A 14,708-nucleotide genomic window follows, 5' to 3' on the forward strand; every position below is an offset into this window, starting at 1 on the left:
ATCTCGAAGCCGCTCTCGGCCAAGACAGCGACGGGGCTGCCGCACCCCGGCCGCACCGCATCACCTGACCATGCAGGGCGCCTTGTTGTTGAACTTCCAGCCCGGGATCAGGAACTGCATGGCCACGGCATCGTCGCGTGCGCCCAGGCCTTTGCGCAGGTACAGCTCGTGCGCGCGCGCCAATGCATCCATGTCCAGCTCCACGCCCAGGCCCGGCGTCCCGGGCACCCGCACCTGCCCGCCCTCGATCTTCAGCGGGTTGCGGGTCAGGTGTTCGCCGTCCTGCCAGATCCAGTGCGTATCGATGGCAGTCACCCGACCCGGCGCAGCCGCGGCGACGTGCGTGAACATCGCCAGCGAAATATCGAAGTGGTTGTTCGAATGCGAGCCCCAGGTCAGGCCCCAATCCGCGCACATCTGCGCCACGCGCACTGAGCCCTGCATGGTCCAGAAGTGCGGGTCGGCCAGCGGGATGTCGACCGACTGCAGCCGTACCGCGTGCCCCATCTGGCGCCAGTCGGTGGCGATCATGTTGGTGGCGGTGGGCAGGCCGGTGGCGGTGCGGAACTCGGCCATGATCTCGCGCCCGGAGTAGCCGTCCTCGGCGCCGCACGGGTCTTCGGCATAGGCCAGCACGCCGCGCTGGTCGCGGCACAGGCGCACGGCCTCGGCCAGCGACCAGGCGCCGTTGGGGTCCAGCGTGATGCGCGCCCTGGGGAAGCGCTCGGCCAGCGCCAGGATCGCTTCCATCTCTTCGTCGCCGCGCAGCACGCCGCCCTTGAGCTTGAAGTCGTTGAAGCCGTAACGGTCATAGGCGGCTTCGGCCAGGCGCACTACCCCCTCGGGCGTCATCGCCGCTTCATTGCGCAGGCGGAACCAGGCGTTGTCGGCGTCGCGCTCGGTGCGGTAGTCCAGCGTGGTGCGCTGGCGGTCGCCGATAAAGAACAGGTAGCCCAGCATCTCCACGGCGTCGCGCTGCTGGCCCTCGCCGAGCAGCGCGGCCACGGGGACCCCCAGGTGCTTGCCGAGCAGGTCGAGCAACGCGGCCTCGAGCGCCGTCACCGCGTGGATCGCGATGCGCAGGTCGAAGGTCTGCAAGCCGCGGCCGGCCGTATCGCGAGCGGCAAATGCGTTACGCACCTGGTTCAGCACGGCATGGTAGTTGCCGACCGACCGCCCCACCACCAGCGGCCTCGCGTCGTCGAGCGTCTGGCGGATACCTTCGCCTCCGGGCACCTCGCCTACACCGGTATTTCCCGCGCTGTCCGTCAGGATCACGATATTGCGCGTGAAGTAGGGTCCATGCGCCCCGGACAGATTCATCAGCATGCTGTCATGGCCTGCCACCGGAATGACGGTGAGTTCGGTCACGACAGGCGTGGCATTCACCTGGGCGGCGGAAGTTTGGGAATCTTGCATGGGGCTGTCTCAGAACGTGTCGTATTTGTACCGAAAGACCGGCCTGAGCGATATGCCGGCCGGAGTGACGCCTGGACGATAACACGCTACGTCATCGGTCGTCATATAAGCGATGACCGAGTATAGTCAGAGGCCTCAGGCCCGGTCAAGCGCCACAAAGACCAACCGGCGCGTTAGCCCGTACCGATGGTGGCCGATGCCTTGCGCAGCCATTCGCGGCTCATCGGCCCTGGCTTGCGAGCGGTCGGCTTATGTTATACGATGTCTTACAATGAAGCCGGCACCGCAGCGGCTTCGCCTCGATGGCTGAGCATGGCGTGACCCAATCTAACGTGCAGCCAGTCACATTGACCTCCTTATTTGTTTTCGTTCCCGCGACATGACGCCTCAAGACCTCAAGCAAATCATCAGTTCCGGCCTGCTGTCCTTCCCCGTGACGGACTTCGACGCCCAGGGCAACTTCAACCCGGCAAGCTACGCCGCGCGCCTCGAATGGCTCGCGCCCTATGGCGCCAGCGCCCTGTTCGCGGCGGGCGGCACCGGTGAATTCTTCTCGCTGGAACCCAGGGAATACAGCGACATCGTCCGCACAGCGGTGGACACCTGCCGCGGCAAGGTGCCCATCATCGCCGGTGCAGGCGGTCCGACCCGCGTGGCCATCGCCTACGCGCAGGAGGCCGAACGCCTTGGCGCGCACGGCGTGCTGCTGCTGCCCCACTACCTGACCGAAGCCAGCCCGGAAGGCATCGCCGCCCACGTGGAAGCCGTGTGCAAGTCCGTATCGTGCGGCGTGATCGTCTACAACCGCGCGGTCTGCCGCCTCGACGCGATCCAGCTGGCGCGCCTGGCCGACCGCTGCCCGAACCTGGTCGGCTACAAGGACGGACTGGGCAACATCGAACTGATGGTGTCGATCCGTCGCAAGCTGGGTGAGCGCTTTGCCTATCTGGGCGGCCTGCCCACCGCCGAAGTCTACGCCGCAGCGTATAAGGCGCTGGGCGTGCCCGTGTACTCATCGGCCGTCTTCAACTTCATCCCCAGGACCGCGATGGAGTTCTACCGGGCCGTGGCCAGGGACGATCACGAGACGACCGGGCGTCTGCTCGACACCTTCTTCCTGCCCTACCTGCAGATCCGCGACCGCAGGCAAGGCTATGCGGTCAGCATCGTCAAGGCCGGCGCCAGGCTGGCTGGCCACGATGCGGGCCCGGTGCGCACCCCGCTTACCGACCTCACCGAAGAAGAGACAGCCATGCTGGCCGGGCTGATCGACAAGGTCGGCGCACAGTAAGAGATTGAACCGCTCACGTGTATGTGGGCAGTTCCCCCTTCAAGGCTGGCTTTGCCACCCCCCGCCCATCGCCTGGTATAGCAGTACGCTGGCAATGAGCCGGTCAGACCGTGCCTGAATCAGGTTGAGCTCGGCGTTCAGGAGTTGGCGCTGCGCATCCAGTTGATCCAAGTACGGTGCATCGCCGGCCTTGTACCGGTTTGTCGCGTGGCGCAGCGCCTCCACCAGCGCATCGCGCTGCTCGGACAGGCGTTGCACCTGGGTGCCGAGCTGGTCCACCGCGGCAAAGTTGTCGTTGTCCAGTTTCTCGAAGGCCTGGATCCGTTCGCTGGGCAGCAGCCGCAGCAGGCTGACCGCCGCCAGCGACGAACCGCGCGACTTGCTGGCGACGACAAGGGCTCATGCTAGCGCACGATCGGGTTGCCGGCCATCGGAAGGATCCCCGCAACCCGAGACCAGGCGAATGCAGGCGAATCCTGTCCCCGACTGCGCCGAACCCGGCTGCGCTTTCATGCTCGGCGCCAGTCATGGGCTCGGCGTATCCCCGGGCAAAGCCTGCTACTCGTCATTTGGCACCTCCGCAATTGAATCCCCGCGTTGGAAGTGCAGGGCCGGCGGCCTGACAGACGCAACCCATTTGGGGGATTGAAAAAAATTGCCATTAAGCGATCAAAGCCAATAACTGAGAGCCTATCCAATTGATTTAAAAGAAGAGTTTTGATCTATCCTTCGACTGAAAACAATCAGACGTTGCGTAAAGGAAGGCCTTGTTCTATCGTCCAAAGGCGCTGCAAAACCTCATAAATTAACGCCCGCCTCCTGGCATATCCATATCCAAAAGCGAGCAATAAAGATAGGCGCAATGTGCGTGTTCGATGTTTATCGGCCGCGCCGCTTCCAATCCGACGCTGGGGGAAACTTCTTCTTCACGACAAGGAGAACCCTATGTCGCGCCTTCAAGCGTCCTCGGCTCATCACGTGGCGAGAAACTCGCAAAAGTATTTCGCGTGCGCCGCCATATTGGTCAGGTTGTTCTTGACTGCCTGTGGTGGCGGCGAAGATTCCGCCAGCCTTGCGCATCCCCCCGCCGCCCAGAACGCCGTCAGCAGCAGGAGCGCATGAGCCGGGTTTCGGTCCGCGCATGTTTGACTTGATATTAAGGAAAAGCAGGAGATTCAAGATGAAAAAGAAGAGCACGAATTCACGTTTGGTTAAGTCGGTGATTGCGGCTGGCGCTCTCGCGCTGACACTTGGATGGCCGGCAGCTTCCCCCGCAGCGACATGGAGCAAACTCACCAATGTCGCGCCGGGATCTACCGGTACGATGATGCTTCTCACGGACGGCACCGTCATGGTCCAGGGGAATCCGTTCAATAGATGGATGCGACTGACCCCCTCCGCTACGGGTAGCTACGTCGACGGAACGTGGTCATCGCTCGCCTCCATGGGCAGGCAGCGGCTTTACTTTGGTTCCCATGTGCTGCCAAACGGCAAGGTGTGGGTGTTGGGCGGGGAATATAGCGGAACGCCATTGCAGCAGAATATAACGAACACTGGCGAACAGTACGATCCGGTTACCAATACCTGGTCGCCAATTGCCAACCACCCTGAACATTATTTCGGCGACGACCCTACCATGTTGTTACCGAAGGGCAAGATCCTCGCCGGCTCTATTTTCACGAATATGTCATATCTATACGATATCGCGACGAACTCATGGTCGTTTGCGGCATCGAAGGTATATCCGGACAGGAGTGACGAGGAGACCTGGGTGAAACTACCCAATGGAAAGGTCTTGACCTACGATATTTTTGAGAGCGTCGACCACTCCGGCCAGTTTGCGGAGGTGTACGACCCCGTGGCGAATGCCTGGCAAAGTGTGAGCCCAAGTGACAGCACGGCAGGTGGCTCGATTCCGCCTCTAAGCAGCGTCGCTCTCGGCTACGAATTAGGTCCGCTGCTCAACGTGCCAGCGAATGGAGCTAACAGTCAAGTATTCGCGATCGGCGCAACTGGGCACACCGCACTGTATTCACCGAAGACAAACACATGGACACCTGGCCCCGATATTATGGGGGTGCTTGGAGGCCAACCTGCCTTGTTCGGTGCTGCAGATGCGCCAGCGACGGTAATGCCAAACGGTCACGTTCTTTTTGCCGCAGACGCAAGCCCCACACGCGGGCTGTTTAAACCCCCAACGCAGCTTTTCGATTTCGATCCGGTGTCGAACACGATTTCGGCGGTCTCGCCTGCCATACCCGATGCCAACCTTGCAAGCATTCCTTCCTTTATCACGCGGATGCTCATCCTGCCTAACGGACAGGTCCTGTTCTCCGATAGCACGAATCAACTGTGGGTCTATACGCCTGATGGTTCCGCAGATCCGTCGCGGCGTCCGGTCTTCGCAAACGTGAAGTACGGCGGCGCCGGTGTGTTCACGCTCCAAGGGGTCCGGATGAATGGCCCGTCGGCCGGGTCTGGATATGGCGATGACGTTGAATCAGATGAAAACTACCCGATCGTCCGACTCGAAGACTCCGCGGGAAAGGTGTTCTATGCCCGGACCACAAACTGGAGTAATACCGGAGTCGCAAAGGGCGTCACAACGGAGACTGTTGACTTCACCTTGAAGACAGGCATGCAACCGGGTGACTACTCTCTGGTGGTGAGCGGCGCGGGTGTGTCTTCGCAGCCGCATTGCGTGACGATCACGGCCGGTCAGATCCAAGGCACTGGTGCGGGCTCTAACGCCGCGATTACGTGCCGGGGGACGCCGTAAACGCCGGAGAGACTCTACCGACTCTACCCTTAGCCGGCCGTAGCGCGGTAATGCCGTTCAGTTAACCACCGTCGTTCCCGCGCAGGCGGGAACCCAGTGACTTCATCCCCAAAGGGGACGTGCAAGACGCTGGATTCCCGCCTTCGCGGGAATGACAGTGGAGTCTGATACCTTGACTGAACGGCATTAGCCACAGCGCGGGAGATTATCGGTCCGCGGCCGCTGCCAGACGTTCCACCGCCGCCTCACGCCTGGCCATCCCCAAGACGAACATCGACGCCCCGGCGATCAGCGCGGGCACGCCTATCAACGCAAACAACGCCGGCAAGCCCAGGCCCATCGACAGCATGGTCGCGCCGCCGACGGATCCCACCACCGAGCCCATACGGCCAACGCCATTGGCCCAGCTTACGCCAGTGGCACGGCAGTCCGTCGGATAAAAGCTGGCGGACAGCGCATTCGCGCCCACCTGCGATCCCGAGATGCAGAAGCCAGCCAGGAACACCGCCATGCCCGCGGCCACTGGCTCGGAGGCAAAGCTGCCCACCGCCGCGATGCCAAGCGCCGCCAGCGAATAGCTGCACGCCAGCACAGTGTGCGGCTTGATCCGGTCCATCAGCCAGCCCAGCACGATCGCCCCCGCTGTGCCGCCAACCTGGAACATCGTCGTCACCAGCGCAGCCGTGCGCAGGGAATGACCGGTACTGCGCAGCAGTGTCGGCAGCCAGCTGGACAGCAGGTAGATCACCAGCAGGCTCATGAAGAACGTCAGCCAGAACAGCAGCGTGCCGCGCAGCAGCTCGGGCCGGAACAGGTGCCGCACCGGCGAGCTGGTGACGCGCTGCTCGCCCACCGCGAAGGTGGCGTTGCGCAGGTCTTCATGCGGAGCGATCTTCCGCAACGTGGCGACGACGCGCTCGCGCGACTTGCCGGTCAGCACCAGGTAGCGCACCGATTCCGGCAGCCGCCACACCAGCGCCACCGCCAGCAGCAGCGGCATCACGCCGCCCGCGACCAGCACCGAGCGCCAGCCGAAGGCCTCGATCAGTCCGGCCGAAGCGAGGCCGCCGAAGGCCGAGCCCAGCGTGAAGCCGCAGAACATGGTGGTGACCAGGAAGGAGCGGCGCTTGTCCGGGCAGAACTCGGAAGTCAGCGTAATGGCGTTGGGCATGGCCCCGCCCAGGCCCAGGCCGGTCAGGAAGCGCAGCAGCACCAGTGTCCACAGGTCCTGCGACCAGGCCGATGCCAGGCTGGCGACGCCGAAAAACAGCACCGACAGCACCAGCACGCCCTTGCGGCCGAAGCGGTCAGCCAGCGGGCCAAACAGGAAGGCGCCGGCCATCAGGCCGCCGAGCCCGGCGCCGAACAGCGGCGCCAGCTGCGCCGGCGTCAGTTGCCATTCGGCGCGGATGGCGGGCGCGATAAAGCCGATCGCGGCGGTATCGAAGCCGTCGACGGCAACGATCAGGAAGCACAGTACGACAATGGTCACCTGGAACGCCGACAGCGGCTGGCGGTCGATGAACGCGGTGACGTTCAGGGGTTGGCTGGCAGGCATGGTGTCTCCTCCTTGATGCCAGGGTTGGGGGCGAGAGAGGGCCGGCAGCTTCGTCGGCCGCCAGCTCGCTATCCGTTTTCTGCGGGAAAGAACCCCGCGCTCAGCGGCTTACAGCCACGGCGTGGGGCTCAGGCACTGGTCGGCACGCCAGCCATGCAGCCATTGCAGTGCGTCGTAGAACTGCGCCTGAGTGCGTCCGGTCCACAGGCTGTTGCGCACCAGCCGGTCGACGCCCTTGGCGTGGTAGACCCGGCCCATGTCGCGCGCGGCGTAGAGCACGCGCGCGGTGCGCGGGATGCGGGCTTGCTCGTACAGCCTGAAGGCCGCGGCATAGTCGCCATCCGCCGCCTGCACCGCGGCACCGAGCGTGACCGCGTCTTCCAGCGCCTGGCAGGCGCCCTGCGCCACATACTGGGTCATCGGATGCGCGGCATCGCCCAGGATGGTGGCGCGGCCGAAGCTCCAGCGCTCGACCGGGTCGCGGTCGGCGGTGGCCCAGCGCTTCCAGGAGGTGGGACGGTCCAGCATCTGGTGCGGCAGCGGATGGATGCCTTCGAAATACGACAGCACCTCTTCCTTGCTGCCCTCGCGCACGCCCCAGGTTTCCGCTTCGCGGCTGTGGAAGGTCACCACCAGGTTGTACTGCTGGCCGCCGCGCAGCGGGTAGTGCACCAGGTGGCAGTGCGGGCCGGCCCAAACCACCGGGGCATTGACTTGCAGGTCTGGCGGCATGTTGTCGACATCGACCACGGCGCGATAGACCACATGGCCGGTCACGCGTGGCTCGTCACCGATCAGCGCCTGGCGGATCGCGGACTTGACGCCGTCGCAGCCGATCACGGCGTCGCCGCGATGCTGCTCGCCATGCTGGTCGATCACGGTCACGCCGTGCTCATCCTGCAGCAGCTGCTCCACGCGCGTGCTGGTGCGGAAGGCGATCAGCGGATGGTCCTGCACCGCCTCCAGGATCGACAGGTGGATATCGGCGCGATGGATCACCGCATAGGGGTTGCCGAAGCGCTCGCGATACGCTTGCCCGACATCGACCTCCGCGATCACCTGCGTGTCGATCGCATCGCGCAGGCTGAGGTAGTCGGTGAAGACCGCGCGGCTGCGCGCGGCCTCGCCAACGCCCAGCGCGTCCAGCGCGGCAAAGGCGTTGGCGGCCAGCTGGATGCCGGCGCCGATCTCGCCGATCTGCTCGGCCTGCTCCAGCAGTTCGATGCGGATGCCCTGGCGTGCCAGCGCCAGCGCCGCCGCCAGGCCGCCGATGCCGCCACCGATGATCAGGACCTTGCCGGTCGCGTTGTTGGAATGGTTCATGCTTGTCTCCTGGCCTGCGCGCTGGCGTCAGGCGGTGAAATCGGGCTGGCGCGCGGGCGCGGCTTCGGCAAAGGCCGGGTGCTCGCTGGCGTGGGCATATGCCGCCATGGCACGCGGATACGGGCTGAGGTCGCAGCCCATGCGCAGGGCGTTGGCCACTTGCGGCACCAGCGTGACGTCGGCCAGCGTCGGCGCATCGCCAAAGCACCACTTGCCATGCCCGTGCAGCGCCAGCAGGCGCTCCACGCCGGCCATGCCTTCATCGATCCAGTGGCGGTACCACGCGTCCTTCTGCGCAGGCGTGACTTGCAGCACGTCCTGCAGGTAGCGCAGCACGCGCAGGTTGTTGACCGGGTGGATGTCGCAGCCAATCAGCGTGGCCAGCTCCAGCACCCGCGCGCGCTGCACCGGGTCTTGCGGGATCAGGCGCGGCTCGGGGTGGCACGTGTCCAGGTAGTCGAGGATCGCGAACGACTGGCCCAGCGTGAAACTGCCATCCACCAGCGCTGGCACCGAGGCCGACGGGTTGATGCCCGCCACATACTCGGCCTCACGGTGCTGGCCGGTGCGGATATTGACGGGCAGGTAGTCGTACGGCAGGCCCTTCAGGGCCAGCGCGATGCGCACCCGGTACGACGTGGAGCTGTTGAAGAAGCTATAGAGCTGCATGATCGGTATTGCCTGTATGCTGCGCTGCGCGCGTTCAGACCACGCGCAAGGTCAGTTCGCCCAGTCCGTCGACGCCGGTGACCATGGTGTCGCCAGCCTTGACCGCGCCCACCCCTTCGGGCGTGCCGGTGAAGATCACGTCGCCCGGCTCCAGGCGGAAGAACTGCGACAGGTAGGCCACGGTCTCGGCCACCGACCAGATCAGGTGCGACACATCGCTGCGCTGCTTCGTTTCACCGTTGACCGTCAGCCAGAGGCCGGCCTGCTGCGGGTGCCCGATGTCGCTGGCACGGTGGATCGGCGCCACCGGGGCCGAGGCGTCGAAGGCCTTGCCGATTTCCCAGGGGCGGCCCATCTCGCGCATCTTCATCTGCAGGTCGCGGCGCGTCATGTCGAGTCCGACGGCATAGCCCCACACGTGGTCGAGCGCCTGTTCGACCGGGATATCCGAACCGGCCTTGCCGATCACGGCCACCAGCTCGGCCTCGTAGTGGTAGTTCTGCGTCTGCGCCGGGTACGGCAGCTCCAGCGTGGTGCCGGCCTGCACGGGGACGATCGCATCGGCCGGCTTGCAGAAGAAGAACGGCGGCTCGCGGTCAGGGTCGAAGCCCATCTCGCGGGCGTGGGCGGCGTAGTTGCGGCCCACGCAGTAGACGCGGCGCACGGCGAACTGGTCATCGCTGCCGGCAACGGGAATGGCAACGGTGGCTGGGGGCGTAAAGACGTAGGACATGGTGATGGCTTCCGGGAAATTGTCAGGTATGCAAAGCCCGGCGGTGCGGTAAGCACCGCGCGCGGCGGATCGGATCAGGGTTGGCTTGCGCTCAGGTGCGCGATTCACGCAGCAGGTTCAGGGCCGACAACACCGGCCGGTCCGAATAGCTGAACAGCACGGCGTCTTCCAGCGCGCCGAGCTGCACCGGCGCCCACGACGGCGCCACGAATACATCGCGCGGCTCGAACTGGAACTGCGCATCGCCAATGCGCACCGTGCCGCGCCCTTCCACCACGCTGTACACGGTGGCGTCGGTGCTGCGGTAGGTCTTGCCCTGGAAGCCCGCCGGCAGGTACTGCATGAAGGTGGCGATGGTCGGCATCGGCCAGCCGCCGGTGGCCGGGTTGACGTAGCGCAGCTTGACGCCGTCCCAGGGATCGAGCTCGCCGTTGCGATACAGCTGGTCCAGCGCCTCGCGCGAGCGTGCGTATGGATAGCTGAAGATCGGCGAGGTGGGATCGGTCACGCGGTGCCGCACCGGCACCATGTTGTGGCCGAAGCGCGCAAAGCTGTCGCCCTCGGCGCGGGTCACCGGCTGCTGGGATTCGGGGTAGTTCTCGGCAAACCCGGCGTCGAACTGCTGCACCAGCGGGATGTCCAGTCCGTCCAGCCACACCACCGGCTCGCCGCCGTCTTCGACGCCGGGGTTGCCATGGTCATGCCAGGTCCACGACGGCGTGATGATGAAATCGCCGGGGTGCATGGTGGCGCGCTCGCCATTGACCGCGGTCCAGGCGCCCTTGCCTTCCACGATAAAGCGCAGCGCCGACTGGGTATGGCGGTGGCTGGGGGCAATCTCGCCCGGCAGGATCAGCTGCAGGCCGGCATAGAGCGTGGAGGTGATGCTGGACTTGCCGGGAATGCCCGGGTTCTCCAGCACCAGCACGCGGCGCACCGCTTCCTCGGCGCTGATGACGCTGCCGGCCTGCATCACCAGCGGGCGCAGCTGCTCGTACTTCCAGATGGCGGGAACGATCTGCGGCCGCGGTTGCGGCGGCACCAGCGCGTGCAGCGACTCCCACAACGGGGTCATGTGGCTGCGGCCGATCTCTGCGTAATAGGCCGCGCGCGCTGCGTCCGTTGCGTGGTGAGGGGCGTGTTCGGACATGCTGTCTCCGTAACTTTCTGACGGTGTCGCGGTGTTTGCACCGCTGATGTTGTCGTTATACGCCCCGCCCTATAAGATATGAAATGAAGATTTCATCTTATCCATACGATTTTTCATATAGGTAGACCTCGATGGACTGGACCCAGAGACTGCGGCTGCGCAACCTGCAGATGCTGCTGAGCCTGGCCGAGACCGGGAACATGAGCCAGTCGGCGGCGCTGCTGAATACGACCCAGCCCGGGCTTTCCAAGTGGCTGAAAGACCTGGAGGACGACATCGGCCTGCCGCTGTTCGAGCGCCAGGCGCGCGGCCTGCGCCCGACGCCCTACGGCGAGTCGCTGATCGAGCACGCGCGCCGGATCGAGGCCCAGCTGGATACCGCGCGCGACGACCTGCAGGCCATGCGCGAGGGCGGCAGCGGGCTCGTGGTGGTCGGAACATCCGGCGCGTCGGCGGCGGATACCGTGCCCCTGGCCGCGTTGAATCTGCTGCAGCAGATGCCCCGCGCCAGCATGCGGCTGGTGGAAACCACCATGGACCGGCTGATGAGCCAGCTGGCACACAGCGAGCTGGATATCGTGGTCGGCCGCTCGGCCCCCGAACTGCAGGACGCGCAGATGCGTACGGAATCGCTCTACATGGAGCCGATCCATTTCGTCGCCCGGCCCCGCCATCCGCTGCTGCAGGGCGCCGCCATCGGCTGGGATGACCTGTATCGCTACCGCTGGGTGGTCTGGCCGCGCGGAACGCCGATTCGCAATGCGCTGGAGGGCGCGCTGGCCAGCGCCGAGCGCGCGCTGCCAGCGGACTGCGCGGAAAGCAATTCCACGGTGCTGAACCTGACCTTGTTCAATAACAGCGACATGATCGGCCTGGCCTCGCACCGCACCGCGCGCCGGCTGGAAGAGCTGGGCGCGCTGCGCATCGTGCCGCTGCGGCTGGCGGGGTTCGGTTCCGTGTCGATGTACTGGCGTGAGGATGGCGAGTCGCGCGCGGCGGTGGCGGCGATGCTGGATTGCCTGCGGCGCGCTGCCGTGGGCGAAGACTATGCAAGGCGCACCGAGACCGGCGCCACGCGTTAGCTGGCTTTGTACACGATGCAGGCCCGGACACGGTGTTGCCCAGGGCGCATGATCCGGCTGGCGGGAGGTGGCCGGCGCTTCAGTTTCCGCGCCTGGCACATGCGCCAGGCGCGCAATCCAACGTTCCTCAGAACGACCGTGGCAGGCCCAGCACGTGCTCCGCGACGAAGGAGTAGATCAGGTTGGTCGAGATCGGCGCAACCTGGTACAGGCGCGTCTCGCGGAACTTGCGCTCGACGTCGTATTCGCAGGCGAAGCCAAAGCCGCCATGGAACTGCAGGCAGGCATTGCCGGCCTCCCAGCTGGCCTTGGCGGCCAGGTACTTGGCCATGTTGGCCTGGGCGCCCATGGGCTCGTGCCTGTCGAACAGCTCGCAGGCCTTCCAGCGCATCAGGTTGGCCGCTTCCAGCTCGATGAAGGACTCGGCGATCGGGAACTGCACGCCCTGATTCTGGCCGATGGGGCGCCCGAAGACCTCGCGTTCCTTGACGTACTTGGTGACACGGTCCATGAACCAGTAGCCGTCGCCGATGCATTCGGCCGCGATCAGCGTGCGCTCGGCGTTCAGGCCGTCAAGGATGTACTTGAAGCCCTTGCCCTCTTCGCCGATCAGGTTTTCCTCGGGGATTTCCAGGTCCTCGAAGAACAACTCATTGGTCTCATGATTGACCATGTTGGGGATGGGGCGCACGGTCAGGCCCTGCTTCTGCGCCTCGTGCAGGTCCACCATGAAGATGGACATGCCCTCGCTCTTCTTCTTCACCTCGGCCAGCGGCGTGGTGCGCGCCAGCAGGATCATGAAGTCGCTGTGCTGGACGCGGCTGATCCAGACCTTCTGGCCGTTCACCACGTAGCGTCCGTCCTTCTTCACCGCCGAGGTCTTGATCCTGGTGGTGTCGGTGCCCGTGGTGGGCTCGGTCACGCCCATGGACTGCAGGCGCCATTGCCCGGAGGCAATCTTCGGCAGGTACTTTTCCTTCTGTGCCGTTGACCCGTGCCGCAGCAGCGTGCCCATGTTGTACATCTGGCCGTGGCAGGCGCCGGAGTTGCCGCCGCAGCGGTTGATCTCTTCCATGATGACCGAGGCCTCGGTCAGGCCCAGGCCGGAGCCGCCGTATTCCTGCGGGATCAGGGCCGCGAGCCAGCCCGCCTCGGTCAGCGCATTGACGAAAGCCTCGGGATAGGCGCGCTGCTCATCCACCTTGCGGAAGTACTCGTCGGGAAACTCCGCGCAAAGCGCTCGGATGGCATCGCGGATTTCGTGGAAGTTGTTCGATTGGGTCTGTTCGATCATGGCGCTAAGCTGGCGTTCGGTCTCTGGCGGACGGCCGCCTCCCTGTGATAGCTGCAATAGTCGCGGCATTCGCCCGGTTGGACAATCAGCCTTTCCGAAAGCGCGCCTTCCACTGGGGTTAAGTCCAGGCGGATTCTGGCCTGGAGCGCAGCGCGCCCGGCCCGGCCGAACTGGCCATTGCCCGCCACATTGCCGGCTGGGTGGAGGATGGCGCGACCCTGCAACTGGGTATCGGCAACCTGCCGCTCGCAAACGTCCGGTGTTCGCTCCTTTCAAAGTCGTGCGAACACGGATGGAACTACCTTGAACGAATATGTAACCGCCATAGATGCCTCGTCGCAATCAGCGCGCCAAGCCGGCTCAAACTATTGATGCTTCCAAAATTCACGACAGCCTTGCTAACCGTCGTCCCCGCGCAGGCGGGGACCCAGTGGCTTTATCCCCGAAGGGGACGTGAAGACCCTGGATTGCTCGCGTTCGCTCGCCATTCGGGCCGTCCGGCTTCCCTGCGCTGGCGGGCGAGCGTGAGCGCGGTGTCTTCGATCATGTCTTCCTGACCGCCGACCATGCCGCGCCGGCCCAGCTCGACCAGGATGTCGCGCGCCGGGATACCGTACTTCTCGCCGGCACGCTTGGCGAACAGCAGGAAGGAACCGTAGACGCCGGCATAACCCAGCGTCAGGGCGTCGCGGTCGCCCCGAATCGGGAAGTCCATCATCGGCACTACCAGGTCTTCGGCGACATCCTGGATCTTCCACAGATCGACGCCGGTCCGGACGCCCATCCGTTCGCAGACCGCCACGAAGACCTCCAGCGGCGTGTTGCCCGCGCCGGCGCCGAGGCCCGCCGCTGCGCCTCCATATCGAGATCGATGCACTCCGCGAGTCCGTACGGCATGGCGACGACGCATGGGAGCGGCGCGTCCGGGAGAGCTTCGAAGCCCTCTCCGCCTGGGAGCAGCCGGTCCGCGCTGAGCATCGCGCCGCATGGGAGGCTTGCAACCGTCGCTACCACGAAGCCCTGATCTCGGCCGCGGCAACGTCCTGGACCTACCTGGTGCTGCGCATGCTGTCGCAGCAGGGCGAGCGCTACCGGCGCGTATGCATCGGGCTGGAGACCAGGACGCACCGCGACGTGCATGCCGAACACCTGTGCATCTTCGATGCGGCAATGCGCCGCGCCGACGCGCGCGCGGCACTTGCGCTGGAGGACCATATCAGCATGACGCTGGCGATTGTCAGAAGCGTCCCGGCCGGGACACTGCCATTCTGTTGAAAGATAGAGGTGAAGCATGACCAACATCGACCCCGAGCTGATGCCAAGTTGAGGCGAGCTTCAACGTCTGCGACCTACAGGACGATCGCGGCTTTTCTGTATTCCTGGCGCGGCGGGCCCGCGCCAACGGCTGCA

General features: G+C 64.9%; 12 protein-coding genes and 1 pseudogene. 4 read left to right on the plus strand and 9 right to left on the minus strand.

Going from position 1 to position 14,708, the window contains the following annotated elements:
* Positions 1 to 60: 60 nt before the first annotated feature.
* Positions 61 to 1,419, minus strand: a complete 1,359-nt coding sequence (gene gudD, locus ACREYQ_RS26500) for a glucarate dehydratase (protein WP_432260947.1) — start codon at positions 1,417 to 1,419, stop codon at positions 61 to 63.
* Between the two features lie 379 nt (positions 1,420 to 1,798).
* Between gudD and kdgD the strand changes: the two genes are divergently transcribed.
* The gene (kdgD, locus tag ACREYQ_RS26505; RefSeq protein WP_432260948.1) at positions 1,799 to 2,710 is read left to right on the plus strand and encodes a 5-dehydro-4-deoxyglucarate dehydratase; all 912 of its coding nucleotides are present in this window, start codon (positions 1,799 to 1,801) and stop codon (positions 2,708 to 2,710) included.
* A gap of 39 nt (positions 2,711 to 2,749) precedes the next feature.
* On the opposite strand, the gene ACREYQ_RS26510 is transcribed toward kdgD, so the two are convergent.
* Positions 2,750 to 2,989, minus strand: a complete 240-nt coding sequence (locus ACREYQ_RS26510) for a TolC family protein (RefSeq protein WP_432260949.1) — start codon at positions 2,987 to 2,989, stop codon at positions 2,750 to 2,752.
* 901 nt (positions 2,990 to 3,890) lie between these two features.
* On the opposite strand from ACREYQ_RS26510, the gene ACREYQ_RS26515 reads away from it, so the two are divergent.
* Positions 3,891 to 5,489 carry a kelch repeat-containing protein gene (locus ACREYQ_RS26515; protein ID WP_432260950.1) on the plus strand — a complete coding sequence of 533 codons (1,599 nt, stop codon included), beginning with the start codon at positions 3,891 to 3,893 and terminating at the stop codon, positions 5,487 to 5,489.
* 205 nt (positions 5,490 to 5,694) lie between these two features.
* Here the strand turns inward: ACREYQ_RS26515 and ACREYQ_RS26520 are convergent, their stop codons facing one another.
* From ACREYQ_RS26520 to gtdA, 5 genes are all read right to left on the minus strand, one after another.
* Complete coding sequence (locus tag ACREYQ_RS26520; RefSeq protein ID WP_432260951.1) at positions 5,695 to 7,047, minus strand: MFS transporter; 1,353 nt, start codon at positions 7,045 to 7,047, stop codon at positions 5,695 to 5,697.
* A 108-nt stretch (positions 7,048 to 7,155) separates the two neighbouring features.
* Positions 7,156 to 8,370, minus strand: a complete 1,215-nt coding sequence (locus ACREYQ_RS26525; protein ID WP_432260952.1) for a 3-hydroxybenzoate 6-monooxygenase — start codon at positions 8,368 to 8,370, stop codon at positions 7,156 to 7,158.
* 27 nt (positions 8,371 to 8,397) lie between these two features.
* On the minus strand, positions 8,398 to 9,039 hold the full coding sequence (gene maiA / locus ACREYQ_RS26530; RefSeq protein ID WP_432260953.1) for a maleylacetoacetate isomerase: 642 nt from the start codon (positions 9,037 to 9,039) through the stop codon (positions 8,398 to 8,400).
* A gap of 34 nt (positions 9,040 to 9,073) precedes the next feature.
* Positions 9,074 to 9,772: a fumarylacetoacetate hydrolase family protein gene (locus ACREYQ_RS26535; RefSeq protein ID WP_432260954.1), complete on the minus strand. Its 699-nt coding sequence runs from the start codon at positions 9,770 to 9,772 to the stop codon at positions 9,074 to 9,076.
* 91 nt (positions 9,773 to 9,863) lie between these two features.
* Complete coding sequence (gene gtdA, locus ACREYQ_RS26540) at positions 9,864 to 10,847, minus strand: gentisate 1,2-dioxygenase (RefSeq protein ID WP_432262665.1); 984 nt, start codon at positions 10,845 to 10,847, stop codon at positions 9,864 to 9,866.
* A gap of 206 nt (positions 10,848 to 11,053) precedes the next feature.
* Between gtdA and ACREYQ_RS26545 the strand changes: the two genes are divergently transcribed.
* Entirely contained in the window at positions 11,054 to 12,004 is a 951-nt protein-coding gene (locus ACREYQ_RS26545; protein WP_432260955.1) for a LysR family transcriptional regulator, read from the plus strand.
* 127 nt (positions 12,005 to 12,131) lie between these two features.
* Here ACREYQ_RS26545 and ACREYQ_RS26550 read toward each other — a convergent pair whose 3' ends face one another.
* Entirely contained in the window at positions 12,132 to 13,298 is a 1,167-nt protein-coding gene (locus ACREYQ_RS26550; RefSeq protein ID WP_432260956.1) for an acyl-CoA dehydrogenase family protein, read from the minus strand.
* Between the two features lie 436 nt (positions 13,299 to 13,734).
* Positions 13,735 to 14,166 (minus strand): annotated as a pseudogene (locus ACREYQ_RS26555) (hypothetical protein); the annotation flags it as partial.
* On the opposite strand from ACREYQ_RS26555, the gene ACREYQ_RS26560 reads away from it, so the two are divergent.
* Positions 14,166 to 14,573 (plus strand): FCD domain-containing protein, encoded by a 408-nt coding sequence (locus ACREYQ_RS26560; RefSeq protein ID WP_432262666.1) that lies wholly within the window; start codon positions 14,166 to 14,168, stop codon positions 14,571 to 14,573. The pseudogene ACREYQ_RS26555 and the gene ACREYQ_RS26560 sit on opposite strands and share 1 nt — an antisense overlap.
* Positions 14,574 to 14,708 lie beyond the last annotated feature (135 nt).

This window comes from Cupriavidus sp. TMH.W2 (assembly GCF_050847365.1).
In the GTDB taxonomy this organism is placed as follows: domain Bacteria; phylum Pseudomonadota; class Gammaproteobacteria; order Burkholderiales; family Burkholderiaceae; genus Cupriavidus.